23 protein-coding genes and 1 tRNA gene are annotated in these 23,944 nt (G+C 70.9%); 13 read left to right on the top strand and 11 right to left on the bottom strand.

The features are described from left to right. The first annotated feature begins 4 nt into the window (after positions 1-4). A complete protein-coding gene (locus tag IE173_RS08000) occupies positions 5-1,000 on the top strand; it encodes a stage II sporulation protein M (protein WP_191282917.1) in 996 nt (331 codons plus the stop codon). A 69-nt stretch (positions 1,001-1,069) separates the two neighbouring features. On the opposite strand, the gene IE173_RS08005 is transcribed toward IE173_RS08000, so the two are convergent. From IE173_RS08005 to IE173_RS08030, 6 genes are read right to left on the bottom strand one after another with little or no spacing between them, the layout of a single operon-like run. Then, positions 1,070-1,768, bottom strand: a complete 699-nt coding sequence (locus IE173_RS08005) for an aquaporin (protein ID WP_191282918.1) — start codon at positions 1,766-1,768, stop codon at positions 1,070-1,072. A gap of 54 nt (positions 1,769-1,822) precedes the next feature. After that, the gene (locus IE173_RS08010; protein ID WP_191282919.1) at positions 1,823-3,136 is read right to left on the bottom strand and encodes a DUF58 domain-containing protein; all 1,314 of its coding nucleotides are present in this window, start codon (positions 3,134-3,136) and stop codon (positions 1,823-1,825) included. A 14-nt stretch (positions 3,137-3,150) separates the two neighbouring features. Next, positions 3,151-4,122: an AAA family ATPase gene (locus tag IE173_RS08015; RefSeq protein WP_373298456.1), complete on the bottom strand. Its 972-nt coding sequence runs from the start codon at positions 4,120-4,122 to the stop codon at positions 3,151-3,153. 28 nt (positions 4,123-4,150) lie between these two features. Next, positions 4,151-5,347 carry a DUF4350 domain-containing protein gene (locus IE173_RS08020; RefSeq protein WP_191282921.1) on the bottom strand — a complete coding sequence of 399 codons (1,197 nt, stop codon included), beginning with the start codon at positions 5,345-5,347 and terminating at the stop codon, positions 4,151-4,153. Then, on the bottom strand, positions 5,344-6,066 hold the full coding sequence (locus tag IE173_RS08025) for a DUF4129 domain-containing protein (RefSeq protein WP_191282922.1): 723 nt from the start codon (positions 6,064-6,066) through the stop codon (positions 5,344-5,346). Before IE173_RS08025 ends, IE173_RS08020 begins: the two co-directional genes overlap by 4 nt. Then, positions 6,063-7,199 carry a glycerophosphoryl diester phosphodiesterase membrane domain-containing protein gene (locus IE173_RS08030; RefSeq protein ID WP_191282923.1) on the bottom strand — a complete coding sequence of 379 codons (1,137 nt, stop codon included), beginning with the start codon at positions 7,197-7,199 and terminating at the stop codon, positions 6,063-6,065. The genes IE173_RS08025 and IE173_RS08030 overlap by 4 nt, the downstream gene beginning before the upstream one ends. A gap of 98 nt (positions 7,200-7,297) precedes the next feature. On the opposite strand from IE173_RS08030, the gene mtrA reads away from it, so the two are divergent. From mtrA to secA, 6 genes are all read left to right on the top strand, one after another. After that, positions 7,298-7,978, top strand: coding sequence for an MtrAB system response regulator MtrA (gene mtrA / locus IE173_RS08035; RefSeq protein WP_191282924.1), 681 nt, complete (start codon positions 7,298-7,300; stop codon positions 7,976-7,978). 25 nt (positions 7,979-8,003) lie between these two features. Beyond that, positions 8,004-9,584: an MtrAB system histidine kinase MtrB gene (mtrB, locus tag IE173_RS08040; protein WP_191282925.1), complete on the top strand. Its 1,581-nt coding sequence runs from the start codon at positions 8,004-8,006 to the stop codon at positions 9,582-9,584. Beyond that, positions 9,581-11,227 carry an LpqB family beta-propeller domain-containing protein gene (locus IE173_RS08045; protein ID WP_191282926.1) on the top strand — a complete coding sequence of 549 codons (1,647 nt, stop codon included), beginning with the start codon at positions 9,581-9,583 and terminating at the stop codon, positions 11,225-11,227. The genes mtrB and IE173_RS08045 overlap by 4 nt, the downstream gene beginning before the upstream one ends. A gap of 61 nt (positions 11,228-11,288) precedes the next feature. Further along, positions 11,289-11,951 (top strand): ComF family protein, encoded by a 663-nt coding sequence (locus tag IE173_RS08050; RefSeq protein ID WP_191282927.1) that lies wholly within the window; start codon positions 11,289-11,291, stop codon positions 11,949-11,951. Positions 11,952-12,059: 108 nt separating this feature from the next. Next, positions 12,060-12,725 carry a ribosome hibernation-promoting factor, HPF/YfiA family gene (gene hpf / locus IE173_RS08055; protein ID WP_191282928.1) on the top strand — a complete coding sequence of 222 codons (666 nt, stop codon included), beginning with the start codon at positions 12,060-12,062 and terminating at the stop codon, positions 12,723-12,725. 115 nt (positions 12,726-12,840) lie between these two features. Continuing rightward, positions 12,841-15,687, top strand: coding sequence for a preprotein translocase subunit SecA (secA, locus tag IE173_RS08060; protein ID WP_191282929.1), 2,847 nt, complete (start codon positions 12,841-12,843; stop codon positions 15,685-15,687). 346 nt (positions 15,688-16,033) lie between these two features. On the opposite strand, the gene IE173_RS08065 is transcribed toward secA, so the two are convergent. Beyond that, positions 16,034-16,486, bottom strand: coding sequence for an Rv3235 family protein (locus tag IE173_RS08065; RefSeq protein WP_229841969.1), 453 nt, complete (start codon positions 16,484-16,486; stop codon positions 16,034-16,036). 144 nt (positions 16,487-16,630) lie between these two features. Between IE173_RS08065 and IE173_RS08070 the strand changes: the two genes are divergently transcribed. Further along, positions 16,631-17,218, top strand: coding sequence for a hypothetical protein (locus IE173_RS08070; RefSeq protein WP_191282930.1), 588 nt, complete (start codon positions 16,631-16,633; stop codon positions 17,216-17,218). Positions 17,219-17,224: 6 nt separating this feature from the next. Here IE173_RS08070 and IE173_RS08075 read toward each other — a convergent pair whose 3' ends face one another. Beyond that, positions 17,225-17,491: a helix-turn-helix domain-containing protein gene (locus tag IE173_RS08075; protein WP_191282931.1), complete on the bottom strand. Its 267-nt coding sequence runs from the start codon at positions 17,489-17,491 to the stop codon at positions 17,225-17,227. Between the two features lie 114 nt (positions 17,492-17,605). On the opposite strand from IE173_RS08075, the gene IE173_RS08080 reads away from it, so the two are divergent. The 3 genes from IE173_RS08080 to IE173_RS08090 are packed head-to-tail and all read left to right on the top strand — an operon-like array spanning position 17,606 to position 21,009. Continuing rightward, positions 17,606-18,247, top strand: a complete 642-nt coding sequence (locus IE173_RS08080) for a hypothetical protein (protein WP_191282932.1) — start codon at positions 17,606-17,608, stop codon at positions 18,245-18,247. Further along, the gene (locus IE173_RS08085; RefSeq protein ID WP_191282933.1) at positions 18,244-19,473 is read left to right on the top strand and encodes an AAA family ATPase; all 1,230 of its coding nucleotides are present in this window, start codon (positions 18,244-18,246) and stop codon (positions 19,471-19,473) included. The genes IE173_RS08080 and IE173_RS08085 overlap by 4 nt, the downstream gene beginning before the upstream one ends. A 42-nt stretch (positions 19,474-19,515) precedes the next feature. After that, positions 19,516-21,009: a sensor histidine kinase gene (locus tag IE173_RS08090; RefSeq protein ID WP_191282934.1), complete on the top strand. Its 1,494-nt coding sequence runs from the start codon at positions 19,516-19,518 to the stop codon at positions 21,007-21,009. A 1-nt stretch (position 21,010) separates the two neighbouring features. Here the strand turns inward: IE173_RS08090 and IE173_RS08095 are convergent, their stop codons facing one another. Next, positions 21,011-21,259, bottom strand: a complete 249-nt coding sequence (locus IE173_RS08095) for a WhiB family transcriptional regulator (protein WP_191282935.1) — start codon at positions 21,257-21,259, stop codon at positions 21,011-21,013. 236 nt (positions 21,260-21,495) lie between these two features. Here IE173_RS08095 and IE173_RS08100 point away from each other — a divergent pair, with 236 nt between their 5' ends. Further along, positions 21,496-21,858: a hypothetical protein gene (locus IE173_RS08100; protein ID WP_191282936.1), complete on the top strand. Its 363-nt coding sequence runs from the start codon at positions 21,496-21,498 to the stop codon at positions 21,856-21,858. Here IE173_RS08100 and IE173_RS08105 read toward each other — a convergent pair. Then, the gene (locus tag IE173_RS08105; protein ID WP_191282937.1) at positions 21,833-22,312 is read right to left on the bottom strand and encodes a peroxiredoxin; all 480 of its coding nucleotides are present in this window, start codon (positions 22,310-22,312) and stop codon (positions 21,833-21,835) included. The genes IE173_RS08100 and IE173_RS08105 overlap by 26 nt on opposite strands. A gap of 44 nt (positions 22,313-22,356) precedes the next feature. Here IE173_RS08105 and IE173_RS08110 point away from each other — a divergent pair. Further along, positions 22,357-22,429: transfer RNA gene (locus IE173_RS08110), tRNA-Lys, on the top strand. 41 nt (positions 22,430-22,470) lie between these two features. Here the strand turns inward: IE173_RS08110 and IE173_RS08115 are convergent. Then, complete coding sequence (locus tag IE173_RS08115; protein WP_191282938.1) at positions 22,471-23,937, bottom strand: family 43 glycosylhydrolase; 1,467 nt, start codon at positions 23,935-23,937, stop codon at positions 22,471-22,473. Positions 23,938-23,944 lie beyond the last annotated feature (7 nt).

Consider the following 23,944-nt stretch of genomic DNA (forward strand, 5'->3'; position numbering starts at 1 on the left):
GTGCATGGACCTTGACGCCTACTCAGCTGCGCATCGCGCGGAGTGGGATCGGCTCGCCGTGCTGGCCGGCAAGCGGAGGCTCAGCGGGCGGGATGCCGACGAGCTGATCGACCTGTACCAGTCGGCATCCGCTCACCTCGCCGAGATCAAGGCGACCGTCGGCGAGACCGTGCAGGGCGACCACATCTCGCTCGCCCTCGCCAAGGCTCGGGTGCGGTTCACCGGCGCCCCGACCAATCCGTTGCGCCAGCTCACCCTGTTCTTCGCCAACCAGCTTCCGGCGGCGCTCTACCGCATCCGCTGGTCGTCGCTCGTCATCACGGTGCTGTTCGGGGCGGTCGCGACCGCGTTCGGGGTGTGGTTCACCGTCAACCCCGGCCTGCTCGACCTGCTCGGTCCCGAGGATCTGCGGCGCGAGTACGCCGAGCAGGAGTTCGTCTCGTACTACTCGGAGAGTTCGTCGGGCGGCTTCACCGGCCAGGTCTGGACGAACAACGCCTGGCTCACCGCGCAGTGCGTGATGTTCGGCATCACCGGGGTGTATCCGGTCTACCTGCTCTTCGTGAACGCCCAAGGCTTGGGGATCTCGGCCGCGGTGATGAACGAGTTCGACCGGCTCGACCAGTTCTTCCTCTACATCTCGCCGCACGGACAGCTCGAGCTGTACTCGATCTTCGTCGCGGGGGCGGCGGGGTTGCTCATCTTCTGGTCATGGGTCGCCCCCGGAGCCCGCACGCGGCGGCAGGCCCTCGCCGAGGACGGCCGCGCGTTCTTCACGATCGTCGTGGGCCTCGCGCTGTCGCTGCTGGTCTCGGGTGTCATCGAAGGCTTCGTGACGCGGCAGGACTGGCCGTGGCCCCTCAAGATCGGCATCGGCACCTTCGCCCTCGCCGCGTTCCTGTTCTACCAATGGGTGGTCGGCCGCCGAGCCGCCCGGGCGGGCGAGACCGGCGACGTGCTGGAGTTCGACGCGGGCGCGAAGGTCCCCATCTCGGCGTAGATTCCGCCCATCTACCCAAAAGCGCCCCTTCGAGTAGCTCCGAAGGGGCGCTTCCAGGCAAACAGCGAACTACTTGCGCCCGAAGAGGGGCTTCCAGGTGAATCCGGCGATGAGGGCACCGGCGATCGGGGCGACGAAGAACAGCCACACCTGGCTGAGCGGTTCGACGCCGCCGAACACGGCGGTCGCGAGCGAACGCGCCGGGTTGAGCGACGCGTTGTCGAGCGGGATCGCGATGAAGTGGAACAGGGCGAGCGCGAGGCCGATCACGAGCGGCGCGAAGCCACCCGCTCCCGAACCCTCGGCGGTGACGCTCAGGATGATCCACAGGAACACCGCGGTGATGACGACCTCGAGGATCAGCACCGGCAGGAGTGCCGCGAAGCCGTTGCCGTACCCGTTCGAGACGGCCGCGAAGGCCGCCGCCGTCGGCGCTTCCGCGGTCAGCAGGATGAGGAAGTGGATGAGCGTCGCGATGAGCCCACCGACGATCTGCGCCGCGATGTAGGGCAGCACGTCCTTCCACGGCAGCCGGCCCGCGGCCGCGGCACCGATCGAGACGGCGGGGTTGAAGTGCCCGCCGGAGATGTGCCCGACGGCGTAGGCGCCGCCGAGAACGGCGATGCCGACCGCGAGACCGACGACGAGGGGCTTGGCCTCGCCGCCGTAGTTGAGGGCGACGCCGATGACGCCGAACACGAGCAGGAAGGTGCCGAACGTCTCGGCGATCAGGCGCCGGACGTACGAGGGAGCGTTGATTTCAGCCATACCCGCAACGCTACTCCCGCCCTCAGCCGCTTCCCAGGATGCGCGCCGTGCGGGCTACAGCCGGCCGGCGGCCTTCAGCGCGAGGTAGCGGTCGGCGAGCGCTGGCGGCAGGTCGGCGGGTGGGGCGGTGACGACTTCGGCGCCGACCTGGCCGATCGCGGTGGCGACGCGGGCGACGTCGAGCAGGGCGCGTTCGGCGGAGGCCGCCCGGTACACCTCGTCGGAGCCGCCGCGTTCCCGGGTGGCCTCGACGACTCCGGGGTCGGTGACCGCCGCGACCACGACGGTGTGCCGGCGGGTGAGGGTGGGCAGCATCGCGAGCAGCGGCCGCGACCCGCCGGGGGTGTCGATCGAGGTGAGGATGACGACGAGCGCCTTCTGCGTGGTCACACTGCGCACGAGTTCCGGGATGGCGTGCCAGTCGCCCTCGAGCAGCTCCGGCTCGATCGGCGCGAGCACGTCGACCATCTTCGCCAGCAGGTCGGCGCCGGTCGCGCCCTGCACGCGCCCGCGCACGACCCGATCGTGCACGAGCATGTCGACCCGGTCGCCCGCGCGGGTGGCGAGCGCGGCGAGCAGCAGGGATGCCTCGAACGCCGTGTCGAGGCGGGGCTCGTCGGCGATGCGCGCGGCCGACGTCCGCGACGAGTCGATGACGATGACGACGCGGCGGTCGCGCTCGGGGCGCCAGGTGCGCACCACGAGTTTCACGCCGCCGCCCGCCGGGTCACGCCGCCGAGCCGTCGCCCGCCAGTCGAGCGACCGCACGTCGTCGCCGCGCACGTATTCGCGCAGTGAGTCGAACTCGGTGCCCTGGCCGCGCACCATCACCGAGGTGCGACCGTCGAGTTCTCGCAGGCGCGCGAGCCGCGACGGCAGGTGCTTGCGGGCGGTGAACGGCGGCAGCACCCGCACGCTGCCCGGCACCGGGATGGTGGCCTGCCGGGCGACCATCCGCAGCGGGCCGAAGGATCGCACCGTCACGTGCGCGGCACGCCGCTCGCCGCGTCGCACCGGCTGCAGGCCGAACGTCAGGGCGATGGCATCCCCGGCCGCGACGCTGAGCCGCTGGCGCATCGGGCGGATGCCGGCCGACGGCTCCCAGGCATCCCGGATGGTGCCGTGCACCGCACGACGCCCCGGGTTGGCGACCGCGAGCCGGGCCGGGGCGCTCTCGCCGAGCCGCAACCGGCGGGGCAGGTCGCGCGCGAACTCGAGCGCCCGTGGCGACCCCGCGAGCGCGAGATCGACGGCGATGACGGCCACCAGCACGACGCCCCACAGCGCGAGCCCGGGCACGCCGCCGAGCAGCACGACAGGTGCGGCACCCGCCGCGACGAGCAGCACGAACCACCCCGAGACGGCCACGCCTCAGCCGCCCATCAGATCGGCACCTGCACCTGCTGGATCACCGAACGCAGCACGGTGTCGGGCGCGACGCCTTCGAGTTCGGCTTCCGTGCGCAGCTGGATGCGGTGGCGCAGCACCGGCACGGCCATGGTCTGAATGTGGTCGGGTGTCACGCCCGTGGAGCCGGAGAGCCACGCCCAGGCTCGCGACGCGGCGAGCAGCGCCGTCGTGCCGCGCGGCGACACCCCGAGTTTCACCGACGGGCTGTGCCGCGTTCCGCGGGCGAGGTCGACGGCGTAGCCGAGCACGTCCGGGCTCACGGTGACGGTCGCGACATCCGCCTGGGCTTTCGCGAGGGTCGCCGCGTCGAGCACGGGCGTGAGCCCGGCGGCGGCCAGGTCGCGTGGGTTGAAGCCGCTCGCGTGCCGCTGCAGCACTTCGAGTTCGACGTCGCGCTCGGGCAGGTCGAGCACCAGTTTCAGCAGGAAGCGGTCGAGCTGGGCTTCGGGCAGCGTGTAGGTGCCCTCGTACTCGATCGGGTTCATCGTCGCCGCGACCAGGAACGGGGCGGGCAGTTTGCGGGTCACGCCGTCGGCCGAGACCTGACGCTCCTCCATCGCCTCGAGCAGCGCCGCCTGCGTCTTCGGGGGCGTGCGGTTGATTTCGTCGGCGAGCAGGATGTTGGTGAACACCGGCCCTTCGCGGAACTCGAACTCGCCCGACTTGGGGTCGTAGACCGCCGACCCGGTGATGTCGCCCGGCATCAGGTCGGGGGTGAACTGGATGCGCTTGGTGTCGAGGCGCATCGCCGCGCTGAGCGAGCGCACCAGCAAGGTCTTCGCGACGCCGGGCACGCCTTCGAGCAGCACGTGACCGCCCGCGAGCAGCGCGATGATCAGCCCCGTCACGGCGCCGTCCTGGCCGACGACGGCCTTTCCGACTTCCGTGCGGACGGCGGCGAGGGAGGCGCGGAGCGAGTCGGTGCTGTCGGTCATGTGGGCCATTCTCTCGATACGGGAGGGGTCATGTCGGTCAACGTCCCCGCACGACGCGGGTGACTTCGGCTTCGAGCACCAGCAGCTCGTCGGAGAGTTCCACGAGCGCCCCGTCGCCTGCCGGGATGCGGTCGACGAGGAGGTGCGCGAGGGTGTCGCGATCGCGGCCCGTGAGCGCGGCGACGGCGTCGACGACCTCGTCGACCGTGGCACGTCGCGGCAGTCCGCACCAGACGGCGAGCCGGGCGATCGTGCCGATGCGCAGCGAGTCGAGGGCGTGCTCGCGGGCCCCCGCGCGCTCGTACAGGCGGGCACGGCCCTCCATCGTCTCGTTGGCGCGCACGACGACGGGGAGCCGCTCCGCCACGAGCGGTCCGAGGCGACGCCCCCGCCAGATCGCGGCGGCGAGACCGAGCAGCACCAGCAACAGCACGAGCGGTGTCACCCAGGGGGGAGTCAGGCTGACGGCGGTCGGGATCTCGCCCGATTCCAGTTCGCTCAGATCGGGGCGGTACCAGATCAGGGTCTCGTTCTCGCCCAGCAGGTTGAGGGCGAACGCCGCGTTGCCGGCCTTCAGGATCTCGCCATTCGTGAAGGCGGGTGAGAGGCCGACGACCGTGACCTCCGAGCCACGGGTCCGGGTGTGCACGACCGAGTAGAGCCCGTCTCCGACCGAGAAGCACCCGGTCACCTCGGCGTCGGCCTCGGCGATGTCGTAGAGGTAGGGGGCCGCCGAGACCGCCTCGGCCTTCTCGGCGGCGGGGAGGTCGCAGTCGGCCGGGAAGGTGTCGCCGAGGTCGTCGCCGGCGTGGAGCACGCCCGGTGCGAAGTCGTCCAGTTCGGCGTCGAGGGGGTCGAGCACGACGATGCGGTCGGCGATCTCGAAGAGTTCGCGTCGCTGATCCGAGCCGAGCACGAGGTAGTAGTCGTAGAGCACGAGGGTCGTCTCGGCCGGGTCGCTGTCGACGGCCCGCACCTCGGCGAGGGTGGTCGCCTGCTCCACGTCGACGCCCTGGTCGCGCAGCACGTTGACGAGGGCGCGTGATCCGTAGGGGCTGCCGGAGGTCGGCGACAGGTAGTCGACTTCGCGCTGCTGCGGACGGGTCACCGCGTAGACGATCACCGCGACGAGCAGGAACACCACGGCGAGGCTGACGCCGATGAGCACCCCGCGCAAGGTCCGGCGGGGTGGGGCGGCCGGGGTCGGCGGCGCGGGCGGGGCGGCGACGCTCATCGGGATGCCTCCCCGGCGGCCGCGGTGACGTCGGCGCGACCCAGCGCCTCCGCGGCGCGCACCCGGGGGCGACGGGCGGCGCGCAGCTCGGCGTCGAGCGCCGACATCCGTCGCCACTGCTCGCGCGTGCCGACGACGCCGAGGTAGCGCAGGTCGTCGAACACCACGGCCGCCTCGGCGAGCCGATCAGCGGCGGCGGGGAACACCAGGCCCGTGCGCCGGGCGAAGTCGCGTGCCGTCGTGCCCGGGAAGGTCAGCACGATGCCCCGCTCGGCCAGATCCCGGGCCAGCGAGCGGAACAGCTCGATGAACGCCTCGGTGTAGTCACCGGCATCCGCCGCCCGCTGCGCCGCGGTGCGCAGCTGAAGGGCGGAACGGTCGTCGTCTTCACCGAAGAGGTCACCGGTCACCTTGCTGCGCTTGCGCAGCCGGGGCAGGCCGAAGATCGCGAACGCCACGACGAGCAGGGCGATCAGCAGCACGATCAGGGCGACGATGCCGACCGTCTGGCCGGTCTGGAACGCCGGCGTCGGGGCCTCGGAGCCGCCGAGACCCGAGAACAGGCTCTCGAGCCACGCGAGGAAGTCCTGCCACCACCCGGGCGCTTCGGGCGGCTGATACTCCGCGTCGCCGCGCCCCAGCTCGTCTTCGAGCCAGCGGCGTGCCTGTTCGTCGTCGGGGTCGACCGGGACGTCGAGCCGAGGGGTCGGGGGAGTCATCCGGCGCCCCCACCGGGGAAGGGGTCGGCGACGCTGATGCCGCGCTGCCGCTCATCCACGTACCGCGCGAGCGCCAGGTCGAGGCCCTCGACCCGCATCCGCTGGTCGAGGTAGAGCAGCGCCGCGCACACCGACTGCATGACGAGGCCGAAGGCACCGACGATCGCCGTGACCGCCGTGAGGATGACGGTGCGCGCCGCGGCGTAGATCTCGCCCTGCGCCTGCGTCGCCCCCGTGGGGAAGACCAGACCGACCCCGAGATCCAGCGCCCAGCTGATCGGCTGGGTGAGCACGGCGGCGGCGAGCCCGACGACGATCCAGATGAGCAGCTGCGCGCCGAACAGCCGCCAGCCGGCGCGGCGGGTGAGGCGCCAGGAGCGCGCCAGCGCCCCGGCGACGCCGAGCCCTTCGAGAGCGATCGCGTGGCTCGTGAACCCGACGCGACCCGCGAGATACCCGCCCACCAGCAGGATCGCGATCGCCTCGAGGAAGCCCACCGCGAACGCGAAACCGGCACCCGCAGACGAACTGACGGCAAGCGTCAGCGGCAGCAGCGACGCGAGCACTAGCGTTCCGGCGGTCAGCAGGAACACGACGACGGTCCACGCCACGAGTCGCCCCGTGCGCCCCTGCAGTCGCCAGCGCAGGCCGCGGAACGACACCCGCTCGGCCAGCACGGCACGCGAGGCCGCGACGACGACGGCACCGGCGAGCAGGGCGTTGCCGGTGAGCGCGAGCACGAGGGGCACGAATCCGCCGATCACTCCGAGCGTGCCGAGCAGATTCTGGGCCAGCAGGTAGTCCTGGTAGTACGCGGCGTCGAGCGCGGCCTGCGGGCCGACCGTGAGCCCCCAGGTCAGCAGCGCGGCGAGCGTCGTCGTCGCGAGGCTGATGACGAGCGCGGGCCCGAGGGTGGTGCGCGGCGCGCGACGCTGCAGGCGGAAGGGCGCGCCGAGCACGGCGCCGAAGGGGATCGGCCGCAACGGCACGAGGCCGCGTTTCGGGGGCGGCGTCCACCCGAGGCGACGGCGCCGCGGCAGCTCGGACGGGGTCACGTCGACCGGGATCGGCACTTCGGGCGCCCGCCAAGAAGGCGCCGCGATCGGCGCCTCGGTGGATCCGCTGTCGCTCACGCGAGCCCTTCCCTGTCACGGACTGACCGCCATGTTCTCATGCCCGACGCCCTGCTCGCCTCGAACCTGCGCACGCCTCGACTACTCTGTACCGCACGATGAACGCACGCATTCTGGTGGTCGACGACGACGCCGCCATCTCGGAGATGATCGGCATCGTGCTGCGTGCCGAGGGCTACGAGCCGTCGTTCGCCGCCGACGGTGCCGCCGCCCTCGAATCCTTCCGCGCGACGAACCCCGACCTCGTGCTGCTCGACCTCATGCTGCCCGGAATCGATGGCATCGAAGTGTGCGAACGCATCCGGGCCGAGAGCGGCGTGCCGATCATCATGCTCACCGCGAAAGGCGAGACGACGGATGTCGTGCGCGGCCTCGAGAGCGGCGCCGACGACTACGTGGTCAAGCCCTTCAACCCCAAAGAGCTCATCGCCCGGGTCAAGACCCGGCTGCGCCCGACGCCCGCCGTCGACAGCGAGACCTTCGCGATCGGCGACCTGGTGATCGATGTCGCCGGCCACGAGGTGCGCCGCGGGAGCACCAAGATCGGCCTCACGCCGCTCGAGTTCCAGCTGCTGCTCGCGCTCGCCACGAAGCCTCAGCAGGTGTTCACCCGCGAGATGCTGCTCGAGCAGGTGTGGGGCTACCACTACAAGGCCGACACCCGTCTGGTGAACGTGCACGTGCAGCGCCTGCGCGCCAAGGTCGAGCACGACCCCGACGACCCGCGCATCGTGACCACCGTGCGCGGCGTCGGGTACCGCGCCGGCGCCGTCACCTGACGTCGGCGGAGCCCGACGACCGAAGATGCGATTCGACTGGCGGGTCTACCTTGCGAGGGCCATCCGGCTCTGGCGGGGCTCGCTCCAGCTGCGCACGATCGCGCTGACGGTCGCCCTGTCGACGGTCGCCGTCACCATCGTGGGCGCCTACATCGTCACGAGTGTGCGCGGCAACCTCTTCGACCAGAACCGCGACCAGGTGGTGGCCGAGGCCGGGCGGGCGATCCTCGCCGCCCAACAGGTGTTCGCGGATGCCGAGGAGGCGGGCATCGTCGACGACCTCGAGGTCACCCAGGTGGCGGCGTTCGAGGCGATGCGGGCGATCATCTCCTCCGCCCCGATGGTCGGCATGTTCCGGGCACCGGATCAGGTCGGACCGCCCCCCGTGCTCGACCAGGCGAGCAACGACTCCTTCGAAGAGGAATTGGTGGGCGCGGACCTTCGGGATGCCGTCGTCGGGGCCGAGCCCGACACCCTCACCTGGCAGTCGGTCGCGATTCCCGCGGAGTCCGGCGCGCAACCGGGCATCATCGTGGGGTCGCTCGTGCAGTTGCCGCAGGGGCAGCAGTACGAGCTCTACGTCGTCTACAACCTCAGTGCGGTGCAGGAGACACTCGATTTCGTGCAGGGCGCACTCGTGCTCGCCGGCATCGCCCTCGTGCTGCTGATCGGCGCCGTCGCGTACCTCGTCGTGCGTCTCGTCGTCGGGCCGGTGCGGGTCGCCGCCGAGGCGAGCGAGAAGCTCGCCGCGGGCGAGCTGGAAGAGCGCCTCCCGGAGGGCGGAGACGACGAACTCGCCACGCTCGCGCGGTCGTTCAATCGCATGGCCGAGAGCCTGCAGCGTCAGATCCGGCAATTGGCCGACCTCTCGCGCGTCCAGCAGCGATTCGTCTCCGACGTGTCGCACGAGTTGCGCACGCCGCTCACGACGATCCGCCTCGCCGGCGACGTGCTGTACGACCAGCGGGATGCCTTCCCGCCCGCGACGGCGCGCACCGCCGAGCTGTTGCACGCGCAGACTCAGCGATTCGAGACCCTGCTCGCCGACCTGCTCGAGATGAGCAGGTACGACGCCGGAGCCGTGCAGCTCGAGTTCGAGCCCACCAACCTGGTGCGGCTCGTCGAAGACGCGATCGAGGCGGTCGCGCCCCTCTCCCAGGAGAAGCAGACCGAGGTGCGCCTGCTGGCGCCGGGCGGCTACTTCGAGGCCGACGTCGATGCCCGGCGGATCCGCCGCGTGCTGCAGAACCTCCTCGGCAATGCGATCGACCACGGCGAAGGCCGGCCGATCGACGTGTACGTCGACAGCGACAAGGATGCCGTGGCGATCGCGGTGCGCGACCACGGCATCGGGATGGCGGAGAGCGACCTGGAGCACGTCTTCGACCGGTTCTGGCGCGCCGACCCCTCGCGGCAGCGTTCGACGGGCGGCACCGGGCTGGGTCTCGCGATCGCGCTTGAAGACGCGACGGTTCACGGCGGGGTGCTCGAAGTCTGGTCTCGACCGGGCGAGGGCAGTTGCTTCCGGCTCACCCTGCCGCGGCACCGGGGCGAGGCCTTGCGGGGTTCACCGCTCGGGCTGCCGCCCGAGGAGGTGCTCTCGTGAGGGCGAGGCGGCGGGCATCCGTCATCGTGGCACTGGGGGTGACCGTGGCGCTCGCCGGGTGCGTCGCCATTCCGATGTCGGGCGACGTGCACTCCGAACAGATCGAGGTCGACCCCGACGAGGTGCCGACCGTCGTCCTTCCGCCGAGCCCGGTTCCGGGTCAGACGCCCGTCGAGATCGTGCAAGGCTTCCTCAACGCGGGTCGCGCGCCTCAGAACCGCTACCAGGTGGCGCAGGAGTTCCTCGCGCCGAGCGCGGAGTGGAGCGGAACGAGCCGCGTGCTCGTCACGTCGAGCGCGATCAACCCGATCGTCGTGGATGCCGACACGGTGGCCGTGACCGTGACGGTGGTCGGCGAGGTCGACGGGTCGGGGCACTACACCGAGGTGCCGTCGCAGGTGCAGACCCTGAGCTACGACATCACGACGGTCGATGGCGAGAACCGCATCGCGCGCGCGGACCCGGGCACGGTGCTCAGCCGTAACGGGTTCACGACCGCGTTCGCCGCCTACCCGCTCTACTTCTACGACCCGTCGTTCGAGCTCCTGGTACCCGACCTGCGGTGGTTCCCGATCACCCGCGAGGTCGCCGATCGCATCGTCGATGAACTCCTTCTGGGGCCGACCGCATGGCTGGGGGCGGGCGTGCTCTTCAGCGCGTTCCCCCAGGGCACGACGGGACGAGCCGTCTACCGGGCACCCGTGGTGAGCGTCGAACTCGGCGCCGAGGTGCGCACCGAGTCGGCGCTGACTCAGCGGCGGATGCTGGATCAGCTCCAGTCGAGTCTGCGGGCGCTGGGAAACGTGACCGAGTTCGAGGTGACGGCGGGCGAGTTCGACCTCGCCCCGGCCTCGGACGATGCCCCGCCGGAGGACGACTACCGGGTGGGCGATGGGACGATCGGCGGGTCGAACGGGCAGTTCGGGTCACTGACCGCCGAGGGGGTTGCGCCCCTCCCCGTGATCCGCACCCGCGCGGACGCGTTGCAGCCGAGCGCCGCCACCCTGGCGCGGGACCGCGAGTCGGTGGCCGTGCTCGGCCCGGCGGGGGTCAGCCTGGTGGGAGCGAGCGGCGATCCGGTACCGGTCGACGGGCGTGCCGGGCTGATCGCCCCCGGCCTCGACCCGTACGGCTTCGTCTGGACGGTGCCGCGTTCCGCACCGACTGGGCTCATCGTGACGAGAGACGGCGAGCAGTTCCCGCTGCCGCTCGCCGTCGACGGCGAGGTCGTCGCCCTCGAGGTGTCGCGTGACGGCGCGCGAGCACTCGTCGCGCTCGCGACCGCGAACGGTCCCCGGCTGTTCGTCATCGGGGTGCAACGCAATGCCGACCTGGTACCGGTGGCGTTCGGGGCCGTGTATGAGCTCGACCCTCGGGGATCGATCATCGACGTCGCCTGGGTCGACGGCACGCATGTCGCGGTGCTGTCGGCCGGGCAGGACGGCACCGAGGTCGACGTGCTCGCGCTCGGGGGCCCGCCCGAGCAACTCGGCGAGATCGACGGAGCCGTCGAGATCGTCGGCGGCAACCTCGTCGCCGGCATCCGCGTGCGGCTGGCGGACGGCACCGTGCACCGGCCGAGCGAGGCCGGCGGCTGGCGCGACACCGGTGTCCTCGCGTCCTTCCTCGGCACCCAGCAGTAGCTGCCTCCCCAGTTCGCCCCGCGCCTCGTTGCGTTCGGCTGCGGAGCGCGAGGCTGGCGGGATGCTCGTCCCCGACCTCGTCGACGCTCTCGCGTTCCTCTTCCCGGTGCCGTGCGCGGGATGCGCGACCGAGGGTCGCACGCTGTGTGCGGCCTGCACACCGCAGCTCGCCCCGCGGCCGCGCGCCATCGACCTGCCGGGGGTCGGACCGGTGACCGCCGGGCTCGCCTACGACGGGGTCGCCCGCGCCGCCCTGCTCGCGCTCAAAGAGGAGGGCTGCACGGCGCTCGCCACCCCGCTCGCCGTTCCCTTCGCCGCCGCGGTCTCGACGGCACTCGCCGGGCGACCGGATGCCCTGATCACGGCGGTCCCGTCGTCACGACCGGCGATGCGCCGCCGCGGCTTCGAACCGGTGCGGCTGCTCGCGAATCGCGCCGGCATCCGGCTCTCTCCGCTCTTCCTGCCCGCAGGACCGCATGCCGCCCAGAAGGCGCTCGGCGTCGCCGACCGGGCGCGCAACCTCGACGGGGTGTTCGCGCTCGCCCGGCCGGTGCCCGGCATCCCGGTGTTGCTCGTCGACGACGTCGTGACCACGGGAGCGACCCTCGCGGCGGCCGCGCACGTGCTCCGCGCGGGCGGCGCGACGGTGGTCGGAGCGGCCGCATTGGCCGCCACCCCGCGTCGGGACGGGCGCTCAGTGGGAATGCTCAGCAACTCGTCGTGATCTTCCCGTGACATCCCAGGGGAGCGGGTCTACGGTGGGGCCACAGGCACTCGCTGGCGGGGCCTCCTGGGGTCACGGCGAATGCCACTGAACAGGAGGAGGACGCCCATGGACATCACCATCACCGGTCGCGGAGTCGAGATCCCGGACCGGTTCGAGGACTACGCGACCGAGAAGTCCGAGAAGGTCGCCCATCTCGCCGACAAGGCGTTGGCCCTCGAGATCCGCGTCATCCGCCACCACGAGACCGGCGGCTCGACCGGCGAGGACCGCGTCGAACTCACCCTGATCGGCCCCGGGCCGGTCGTGCGGGCCGAAGCGTCGGCCATCGACAAGTACGCCGCGTTCGACCTCGCGTTCGAGAAGCTGGTCGAGCGCATCCGGCAGGCGAAGGATCGCCGCAAGATCCACCGCGGCGCCCGCCGCCCCGAGTCCATCGGGGAGGCGACGAGCAACGGTCGCGTCGCCGAGCTGGTGCCGGCGAGCACCGCGCTGCTCGAAGCCGTCGCGACGGGGGAGATCCCCGTGCAGGTCGCCGAGAGCGAGGAGCCCGAATGGAGCCCCGTCGTCATCCGGCACAAAGTCTTCCCCGCGGTGCGCATGACCCAAGAGGATGCCGTCGACCACATGGAACTCGTCGGCCACGACTTCTTCCTGTTCGTCGACGCCGTGACCGACAACCCGTCGGTCGTCTACCGCCGCAAGGGCTGGAACTACGGGGTGATCTCGCTCGAAGAGCAAGAGGACGAAGTGGCGAAGAAGCGGCGGCGCTGAGCGCCGCTCACGCTGAGCCCTGCTCACAGGGAGCCCGAACGCTACGCTTGCTAGAGTTACGCGCCGGTAACGGCGGGCACTCGCGTGCCTGGGAAATAGGACGAGTGGAGCATCCGTGGCGAACGTTCTCGAGAGAGTCCTCCGAGTCGGGGAGGGCCGTGTCCTCCGGCGCCTGAAGCACTACGCCGAGGCCATCAACCACCTCGAAGAGCACTTCGAAGACCTCACCGACGACGAACTGCGCGACGAGACGCGCCAGTTCCGCGACCGGTACGCCGACGGCGAGAGCCTCGACGACCTGCTGCCCGAGGCGTTCGCCGCGATCCGCGAAGCGAGCAAGCGCACCCTGGGCCTGCGGCCGTTCGACGTGCAGCTGATGGGTGGCGCGGCCCTTCACCTCGGCAACATCGCCGAGATGAAGACCGGTGAGGGCAAGACCCTGACCGCGACCACCGCCGCCTACCTCAACGCGATCGCCAGCAAGGGCGTTCACGTCGTCACCGTCAACGACTACCTCGCCTCGTACCAGTCGGAGCTGATGGGCCGCGTCTTCCGCGCGCTCGGCATGACCACGGGCTGCATCCTGTCGGGTCAGACCCCGGCCGAGCGCCGCGAGCAGTACGCCGCCGACGTCACCTACGGCACCAACAACGAGTTCGGCTTCGACTACCTCCGCGACAACATGGCCTGGCAGACGGCCGACATGGTGCAGCGCGGTCACTACTTCGCGATCGTGGATGAGGTCGACTCGATCCTCATCGACGAGGCCCGCACCCCGCTCATCATCTCCGGCCCCGCGTCGGGCGAGGCCAACCGCTGGTTCGGCGAGTTCGCCAACGTCGCCAAGCGCCTCGTCGAGGGCGAAGACTACGAGGTCGACGAGAAGAAGCGCACCGTCGGTGTTCTCGAACCCGGCATCGAGAAGGTCGAGGACTACCTCGGCATCGACAACCTGTACGAGTCGGCGAACACCCCGCTCATCTCGTTCCTCAACAACTCGATCAAGGCCAAGGCCCTGTTCAAGAAGGACAAGGACTACGTCGTCATGAACGGCGAGGTGCTCATCGTCGACGAGCACACCGGCCGCATCCTGATGGGCCGCCGTTACAGCGAAGGCATCCACCAGGCGATCGAGGCGAAGGAGGGCGTGCAGGTCAAGGCCGAGAACCAGACCCTCGCCACCGTCACGCTGCAGAACTACTTCCGGCTCTACACGAAGCTCGCCGGCATGACCGGTACCGCCGAGACCGAGGCCGCCGAGTTCATGGCGACCTACAAGCTCGGCGTCATCCCGATCCCCACCAACAAGCCGATGGTGCGCGTCGACCAGTCCGACCTGGTCTACAAGAACGAGGCGATCAAGTTCGCCCAGGTCGTCGAAGACATCGTCGAGCGCCACCGCACCGGGCAGCCGATCCTGGTCGGCACGACGAGCGTCGAGAAGAGCGACGAGCTCTCGCGGCTGCTCGCGAAGCGCGGCATCAAGCACGAGGTGCTCAACGCGAAGAACCACGCCCGCGAGGCGGCGATCGTCGCTCAGGCCGGCCGCGTGGGCGCGGTGACGGTCGCGACCAACATGGCGGGTCGCGGCACCGACGTGATGCTCGGCGGCAACGCCGAGTTCATCGCCACCGCGCGCATGCACGAGCGCGGCCTCTCTCCCGTGGACACGCCCGACGAGTACGAGGCGCAGTGGGACGAGGTCTTCGCGCAGGTGAAGCGCGAGGTCGAGGCGGAAGCGGCGAAGGTCGTGGAGGCCGGCGGTCTCTACGTGCTCGGCACCGAACGGCACGAGTCCCGCCGCATCGACAACCAGCTGCGCGGTCGCTCCGGCCGCCAGGGCGACCCGGGCGAGAGCCGCTTCTACCTGTCGCTGCAAGACGACCTGATGCGGCTGTTCAACGCCGGAGCCGTCGAGAACCTGCTCGGGCGCTCCGGCATCCCCGACGATGTCGCGATCGAGCACAAGTTCGTCTCCCGGGCGATCCGCTCCGCGCAGTCGCAGGTCGAGAGCCGCAACGCCGAGATCCGCAAGAACGTGCTCAAGTACGACGACGTGCTCAACCGCCAGCGCGACGCGATCTACACCGACCGCCGCCGCATCCTCGAGGGTGACGACCTGCACGAGCGCGTGCAGCAGTTCCTGCAGCGGGTGCTCACCGAGGTCATCGACGAGCACACCTCCGAGGGCACGAGCGACGACTGGGATCTCGAAGCCCTGTGGACCGAGCTGAAGACCCTCTACCCGGTCGGGCTGACGATCGACGAGGTGCTGAGCGAGGTCGGCAGCAAGGGCCGGCTGTCGTCGAAGCGACTCACCGAAGAGATCCTCTCGGATGCCGAGGTCGCCTACCGCAAGCGCGAAGAGCAGCTCGGTGCCCCCGCGATGCGCGAACTCGAACGGCGCGTCGTGCTCTCGGTGATCGACCGCAAGTGGCGCGACCACCTCTACGAGATGGACTACCTGAAGGACGGCATCGGCCTGCGCGCGATGGCGCAGCGCGACCCGCTCGTCGAGTACCAGCGTGAGGGCTACGCGCTCTTCCAGAGCATGATGAGCGCCATCCGCGAGGAGGCGGTCGGCTTCCTGTTCAACCTCGACGTGCAGGTCACCGGTGACGCGGCCGGCCAGGCGCGGATCGCCGCGCGCGGCCTGAACGCCGACCAGCCGCCGCAGCAGGCCCTCTCGTACTCCGCCCCCAGCGCCGACGCGTCGGGCGAGGTCGAGGTGCGCAACCAGCGCGGTCAGGTCGAAGCCCGTGCGACGGCCCTCGCCCAGCAGCAGGCGGCCCAGCAGGCGGCGGCGTTCACCCGCCAGGCGGCTCCGCCGCAGCAGCCCGCGGGGCGTCCAGGTGCTGCTCCCGCGGCGCAGCGCGGTGCCTTCGGTCAGAAGGAAGGCGGTGCCCCGCAGGCTCCGCCCCTCAACCGTGCCCAGCGTCGCGCGCAGGAGAAGCGCCGGTAGCTGCGGATGGGCTTCCGCATCACGCGCTGGTACGGCCCGCGCCACAGCTTGATGTACGAGGCGCGGGCGTCCGACGGTGAGCATGGCATCGGGACCACCCCGATGAAAGCGGTTCTTGACCTCCGACACCTCTATCGTCACGAACGCGACAGCGCCGAAGTCGGGAAGTGTCGGCAGGGCCGCTTCCACCGGGAGTGACTGCCAGGCGAATGCTCAGCACCGTTCTGCAGCGACACGCCGCCGTCGGTGAGCAATGGCGGCGTGTCGCGACGGAATGCTGCTCAGCGGGCGTCGAGACAGGATCGGGGTGGGCTCGGCACGTGCAAGCTCTGCCCTCCGCGGGCCTCTACAAGACGTGGATGGCGGTGGCCCGCCAGCGGCGGTCGAGACCCTCGAGGCGCAGCGCGACGGCGCGGACGCGCGCGCGACCCCGCACGACGACCGTCGCCTCGACGATGCCGTCTCGGGGTTCGCAGACGAGGACCGACCCGATCGAGAACGTCGGGCGCAGCGCCGGGGCTCCCTTCGCCTGCCGCGCCCGGCTCGACAGGATGGTGCGCTTGAGCAGGTGGCGGTAGACGTCGTCGGTGAGCCAGCGGGCGATCTGGTCGAGTTCGCGGGCGCCGGCCAGGATCTCGATGACGCAACGCGTGAGGTTCTCGATGAGGGGTCGCGGATCGGGTAACGCCGTCGAGGAGGTCGGCTGCTGGTCGAAGAAGTCATCCGCCGGGTACCGCGGCTCCAGGTGGCGCGCAGCGGTGCCGTCGAACGCGGCGTGAGACGCCTGGGAATGTGTCATCGGTAACTCCCTGAATCGGTTCCGGTGCCTCCCGTCCCAGCGGGGATGCCCCATCCGATCACGCGGTCACCGGGTCGTAAATGGGAACTACCTCCCTGTGGATAACTCCCCGGCAGCGCGCGGGGGCGTGGATAACGTCGCGCCGTGCGCTGGCAGAACCTCTTCGACGACCTGGAGAGCCAACTCGAGACCGAGCTCGGCGCCGAAGAGGTCGACCTGATCGCCGAGGAGGAGCGGCTGCGCCTCGGGCGGCTGAGTCTGCGCGACCGCATCCGAGCACTGCACGACGCCGACCCAGCGTCGCCGCTCGGTGTGACGTTGCGCGGCGGCGAGCGGGTGGCGCTCGCGATCGCCGCCCTCGGGCGCGACTGGCTCGCGGGCGAGCTGGATGCCGGCATCCTGCGTTCCGCGATCGTGCCGTTCGCTGCGGTGACGACTCTCGACCCCGTCGGGTCCCAGCTCGCGGCGAGCCTGCGGGCCGACGCGACGCCCGAACCGCCCACCGCGCTCTCGGCGCGCCTCGGGCTGGCTTTCGTGCTGCGCGACCTGTGCCGACGCCGTACCGCGGTCGAGGTGCATGTGGGTGCCGAGCGGTGGCACGGCACGATCGACCGCGTCGGACGGGATCATCTCGACCTCGCCGAACACGCACCGGGGGAACCGCGGCGCACGACGGCGGTGGCCCGCATCCGCATCGTCGCGTTCGCGGGCCTCGACCTGGTGAGGTTCTAGCGACGCCTACCGCTCGACGAACAGCTCGGCCACGTCGGCGTACTCGGCCTGCTGCCACAGGGTGCGGCGGCGGTTCTCTTCGTACTTGCCGTCGATGTAGCCCTGCAGCACGGTGCGTTCGACCCGCCAGTGCCCGTTGCCGCCGACTTTGATGGCGGGCAGCTCGCCCGAACGCACGAGCGCGTACGCCTGGCTGACCGAGATGGCCAGCACCTCGGCGGTCTCGGCGAGCGTGAAGAAGCGCGCGAGTCCGCCGGTGTCGGAGTGCGTCATGGTCCGATTATCGACCCGGCGGCTCATCCGGCACGGGGTTGTGGACAACTTCCGCACCCCGTTTCGGCGGCGCGTGAACATGGGGGCCGTCCCCGCCGCGATCTGGAGGAACCGATGACCGACGCCCGTCCGACACCGCGTCGGCGCTTCGCGCTCGACGTGCGGCTGCTGATCGGCCTCGCCCTCGTCGCCGCCTCCGTGGTCGCGGTCACCCTGCTCGTCGGGGCCGCCGACACCCGCGTCGCCGTCTACGCGGCCGCCGAGTCGCTGGCACCCGGCGACCGCGTCGACGCCGACGATCTGGTGGAGCGCAGCGTCGCCCTCGACGGTGCCGAAGACCTCTATCTGCTCGTCGACGCCTTCCCCGCCGACGGATTCGTGGTGGCGCAGCCGGTCGCCGCCGGGCAGCTGGTTCCGCTGTCGGCCGCCGGGTCACTCGACGGCGAGCGGGCCACCTCGCTCGTACTGCAGCTCAGCGGTCCGGTGAGCACCGTCGTCGAGACCGGGAGCCTGGTGGATGTCTGGGGCACCGCGTCGCTCGATCAGGGCGAGTTCGGCACTCCGGTCGTGCTCGCCTCGCAGGCGACGGTGGTGCGGGTGCTCGAAGACGAGACCCTCATCGCCGGGTCGAGCGGCGCCGCATCGACGGTCGAAGTGCTGGTGCCGCGCACGCGCGTCGCGCGGCTGCTGCAAGCGATCGCGAACGGCGACGCGCTCGCGGTCGTGCCGTCGGGAATCCCGCTGGGGTCGCTGTGACCGACGTCGGCCTCGCCCTGCCGAGCGCTGACGCCGACCGGCTCGGTGCGGAGGCGGCGCGGTACGGGCACCGGGTGGTGGCGGAGATGGCGGATGCCGACGCACTGGCCCCGCGGATCGCCGCCGCGAAACCCGAGGTCGTCATCGCGGCCGCGTCGGCGCCGCACCTGTCGCCGCGGCTGGTCGCCGCGTGCGACGCGCACGGTGTGCGGCTCGTCGTCGTGGGTGACTCGCCGCGGGAGCGACGGTTCGCCGCCGGGTTGGGGGTGGTCGACCCCGTGCCCGGGCCGCCGGCCTGGACGCTGCTGACCCCCGGCAGCGGCATCCCGGTGGTGCCGCCTCTCGCACCCGCCCTGCCACTCGCTGTCGCGGCACCCGCACACGAGGTCACCGAAGAGACCACGGGTCGCCCCACCCGGCCGATCGTCGAGCGGGGGAGCGTCATCGCGGTCTGGGGTCCCGGGGGAGCGCCGGGGCGAACGAGCCTGGCGATCGCCCTCGCCGGGGAACTCGCGGCGTCGGGGGTGCCGATCGCCCTCGCCGACGCCGATACCCACGCGGCCGCGGTCGCGCCGTCGCTGGGCCTTCTCGACGAGGCCCCGGGGTTCGCGGCCGCCTGCCGGCTCGCGGGCACCGGCTCGTTGACGATCGCCGAGCTCGACCGGGTCGCGTCGCACCACCGCGGCGGGTTCCGCGTGTTGACCGGCATCGGCCGCCCGGCCCGCTGGCCGGAGCTCACCGCCGAGCGGATCGCGGGGGTTCTGGATGCCGTGCGCGGCTGGGCGGGCGTGACGATCGTCGACGTGGCCGCGGGTCTCGAGCAAGACGAAGAGCTGGTGAGCGACGTGGCCGCCCCGCGCCGCAACGCGGCGACCGTCGAGACGCTGCGCCGCGCCGACCGGGTCGTCGCCGTCGGGGCTGCGGATCCGGTCGGGCTGGCGCGCTTCCTGCGCGGGCACGCCGAGTTGCTCGACCACGTCGCCCCGGATCGGGTGACCGTCGTGATCAACAAGGTGCGCTCCAGCGTGGTCGGCCTCGACCCCGCCGCCCAGGTGAGGTCGACCCTCGAGCGGTTCGGCGGCGTCACCCCCGCCCATCTCGTGCCGTGGGATCCCGCCGGATTCGACGCCGCGCTGCTGAGCGGCCGGAGTCTCGCCGAGGCGGCGCCGCGCTCGGCCGCCCGGGCCGTGATCCGCAAGCTCGCCGCCGACCTCGCCCGCCGCTGACCCCGCCGGTTGCCGGCCGCGGGCGCGGGTAACGTTGGTGCCGTGTCGACCCTCTCCGAGCTGATGCTCTCGCAGGACCGCTCGGCGACAGACGTCGAGTGGCTGCACCTGCTCGTCGCCGACGGGCAGCTGCTCGCCGACCTGGCCTTCGCCGACATCGTGCTCTGGGTGCCCACCGCCGACGGGGGATTCGTCGCCGTCGCGCACGCGCGGCCGTCATCCGCCGCCACGCTCTTCTACCGCGACTTCGTCGGGCAGCCGATCAAGCCCGAGTGGAAGCAGCAGGTGACCGACGCCTTCGAGACCGCGCAGATCGTCGACACCGCGGCGCCCGACTGGTACGAGGAGACCCCCACCCGGGTGCGTGCGGTTCCGGTCGTGCGCCGGCTCGCACCGAGCGGGCAGGAGGTCACCGAGAAGCCGATCGCGGTGCTCACCCGGCACAGCAACCTCAGCGAGGCGCGCACGCCCAGCCGGCAGGAGCTGACGTTCAACCAGTGCGCGAACGACATCTTCGCGATGATCGCGAGCGGCGACTTCCCCGACCTGTCGGCCCCGACCCTTCCGCGACGCGGCGCCCCGCGCGCCTCCGACGGCCTGATCCGCCTCGACGTCGACGGCATCGTCACGTTCGCGAGCCCGAACGCGCTATCGGCGTTCAACCGCATGGGGTTCCAGGGCGAGCTGGAGGGGGAATCCCTCGCCGAGGTGACGACGGGCCTGCTCGCCAACAAGCAGCACGTCGACGAGTCCCTGCCGCTCGTGGTCTCAGGGCGCGCCCCGTGGCGCACCGACATCGAGGCCCGCGGGGTGACGGTGACGCTGCGCACCATCCCGATCAAGTTCCGCGGCGAACGCGTGGGGGCGGCGATCTTCGTGCGCGACGTCACCGAGGTGCGGCACCAGGAGCAGGAGCTCATCACCAAGGATGCGACCATCCGCGAGATCCACCACCGGGTGAAGAACAACCTGCAGACGGTGGCCTCGCTGCTGCGCATCCAGGCCCGCCGCGCGCGCAGCGACGACTCGAAGGATGCCCTCAACCAGGCGATGCGCCGCGTGGCGGCGATCGCGGTCGTGCACGACACCCTGAGCGAAGGTCTCGACCAGATCGTCGACTTCGACGAGGTGTTCGATCGGGTGCTGCTGCTCGTCGCCGAGGTGGCGTCGAGCCACAACACCACGGTGCGTCCGATCAAGACCGGCAAGTTCGGCACCCTGCCGAGTGCCTACGCCACGCCGCTCGCGCTGGCGCTCACCGAGCTGGTGACGAACGCGGTCGAGCACGGACTCGCGGGCCGCGCCGACGGTCAGGTCGAGATCTCGGCGAAGCGCAAGAACGAGCACCTGACGATCCGGGTGCGCGACAACGGCGTCGGGCTTCCCGAGGGGAAGGTCGGCTCAGGCCTCGGCACGCAGATCGTGCGCACGCTCATTCAGGGTGAGCTCGGCGGCACGATCGACTGGCACACGCTCGAAGGCGAGGGCACCGAGGTCACGATCGACGTGCCCCTGCTCTGGCTGACGCGGGGGTGAGTCAGGACGCGCGGCGCGCGCGGGCGGCGCGGCGCTTCAGAGCGCGACGCTCGTCTTCGCTCAGGCCGCCCCAGACGCCGGAGTCCTGGTTGGTCTCGAGGGCGTACTGAAGGCACTGTTCCGTGACGGAGCACCGTGCACACACGGCTTTCGCCTTGTCGATCTGATCGACAGCTGGACCGGTGTTGCCGACCGGGAAGAAGAGCTCGGGGTCTGCGGTGAGACAGGCGGCTTTGTCACGCCAATCCATGGGTGGTGCTCCTTTTGTTGCTGCTGACGCGTGACGCGAATCGGGTTGCTTGTTGTGGAAGCACATTCGCGCATGGTCGAAGTGAGAACGGAAAGATTGGGGTTTCGGCCTTCCGGACTCACCTACGACTCTGTAGGCGTCACATCAACCGTTGGTAAGGGTTTCATACTTGAAGCATCGAATCAATAGGTGATCCTTCAGCTCCCGGTAACCGCCCGGCTACCGTCGGGGCCCTCATGGTGGTCGTCGCGGCCGAGTTCCTCGGCGTGCTCGCGCTCGGCATCCTGCTGCTCGTCGAGGTGCTGACCGCGCCCGCGGCGTCGCCCGGCACGGCGATCGCGCTCGTCGTGCTCGCCGGTCTGGTGGCGTTCGCGCTCGGCGCCGTGCTGTTCGGCATCTGGCGGGGACGCGCCTGGGTGCGTGCCGCCGCGGTCGTCTTCCAGGTGCTGCTGTTCGCGGTCGGGGTGGGCGCGCTGCAGGGTGCGCTCGCTCAACCCGGCTGGGGGTGGCCGCTCATCGCGGTCGCCGTGCTCGGGTTCGTGCTCGCCGTCGCCCGGCCGACCGCCGCGTGGCTCAGCGGTCGAGACGAAGCTTCTTGAGCAGCATCGCGACGTGCCGGGTCGCCTTGATGTTGTAGAGCGCCTGGTCGATGCGCCCCGCCTCATCCAGCACGAACGTCGCGCGGATGACCCCGTTCACCGTGCGCCCGTAGAGCTGCTTCTCGCCGTAGGTGCCGTACAGCTCGTGCACCGCGCGCGTCGGATCGCTGAGGATGACCTGCGGCAACCGCTCGTCGCGCGCGAAGCCGGCGTTGACGCTCGGCTCATCGCGGGAGATGCCGACCACCCGGTACCCGGCCTTCTCGAAGACCGCCATGTTGTCGCGGAAGTCGCAGGCCTGCGAGGTGCAGGCGGGCGTTCCCGCCTCGCCGTAGAAGTAGACGATCGTCTTCGACCCGCGGGTGCTCGACAGCGTGAACGGATGCCCGAACTGGTCGGGCAGGGTGAAGTCGGGGGCGAGCGAACCCGCTTCGAGACGCACGAGATCACTCACGGCGGTCATGCTATCGTTGTCCCTCGGTCCCGCTTGCGGGCTACGCACCTCTAGCTCAATTGGCAGAGCAACTGACTCTTAATCAGTGGGTTCCGGGTTCAAGTCCCGGGGGGTGTACGAAACCCCGTCATCGCTCTCGCCAGCGGCGGCGGGGTTTTTTACGTCAGGGCGCGATACGCGAGCGTCGTGAACCGCACCGACCCGTCACCGGCCGCGTACACGGCGGGTCGCAGGCTCACCAGGTCGCCCATCGTGTTCGCGTGGTAGCCCGACGTCTCGTATCGGACACCGTGCCTGACCCACTCGCCGTCGTCGACGCGGTACCAGCCGGTGACGATGTGGTGGTCGTTCTGGAGTCGCAGACTGATGCGACGCGTCGCGGGGGCGGGTTCGCGCCAATGAGTACGGAGGCCCCCGGAGTAGCTGGTCATCTGCTCGCCGGTGATGCCGAACCCGCAGAAGAGCCGGCTGTTGAAGAAGAGCAGCAGACCGCCCTCGACCCGGCCGCCGATGAGTTCGAGGGTGACCTCGATCTCGTAGGCACGGTCGGCGACGGTCATGGTGAGGGGGGAGCAGTCGGCGATCCCGGTGCCCTTCGCACGCAACACCAGTGCGCCACCGTCCTCGGTGATCCGCTCGGCTTCGGCGGGTTGGGGGGCGTGGAAGCTCCACCGCTCGCCGAGGTGCACGGGAGCGAAGTCTCCGTGGATCGGCGGTCGAGCGGCTTGTGGTGCCGAGCCGGCGGGCCCGTCGATCGCGCCGGAGAGGTCGGCGGGCGCCACCGGCCAGCCGTCGGGCGTCCACTCGATCGGCTCGAGCAGGATCTGCCGGCCCAATGTGCGGTACCCGTTCTCGTAGCCGTGGGAGAGCATCCACCAGTCGTCATCCCGCCCGGCGACGATCGTGGCGTGCCCGCGTGACCACCAGCGCTCCCCGGCATCGGTCGTGCGCACGATCGGGTTGCCGGGGTGGTTATCCCACGGGCCGTGCACCGACGTCGAGCGCGCGACGATCACCATGTGACCGGTCGGCGGGCCGGCCGTGCCGCCGACGGCGCTGACGAGGTAGAACCAGTCGCCGCGGCGGAAGAACTTGGGCCCCTCGAGGGCGTACGCCTCAGTGACCCAGTCGTCGGGGTAGCGCCAGCCGTCGTAGGCCTGCGTCAGCTCCCCGACGGTGGCGAGCCCGTCATCCGTCAGCCGGATCCGGCGGATGCCGTTGACGAACAGGTAGCGGGCGCCGTCTTCGCCGACGACGTGACCCGGGTCGATCGCCCCGCGGATGCCGAGGTCGATGGGTTCGCTCCACGGGCCGCGCATGGAGTCGGCGTGGATGACGGCGATCGACGGCTCGGTGATCTCGCTCGACCACGAGGTCGGGATGAACGGGATGTAGATGAAGTAGCGGCCGCCGTGTTTGACGATGTCGACGGCGAAGACACTCGCCGGAGGCTGAGGAAGGGCACTGCCTTCGTAGGTCCAGGTGACGAGGTCGGTGGAACGGTAGAGGGGGAGCCCGGGGGCGCCTTCGAACGACGAGTAGGTCATCCAGTACTCGTCGTCGTCTCGGAGGACCGCCGGGTCGGGACGGTCGCCCCCGAGAACGGGATTCGTGAAGTGGGCCACACCCGAT

The sequence above is a fragment of the Pseudolysinimonas yzui genome, from assembly GCF_014653215.1.
Classification (GTDB): Bacteria; Actinomycetota; Actinomycetes; order Actinomycetales; family Microbacteriaceae; genus Pseudolysinimonas_A; species Pseudolysinimonas_A yzui.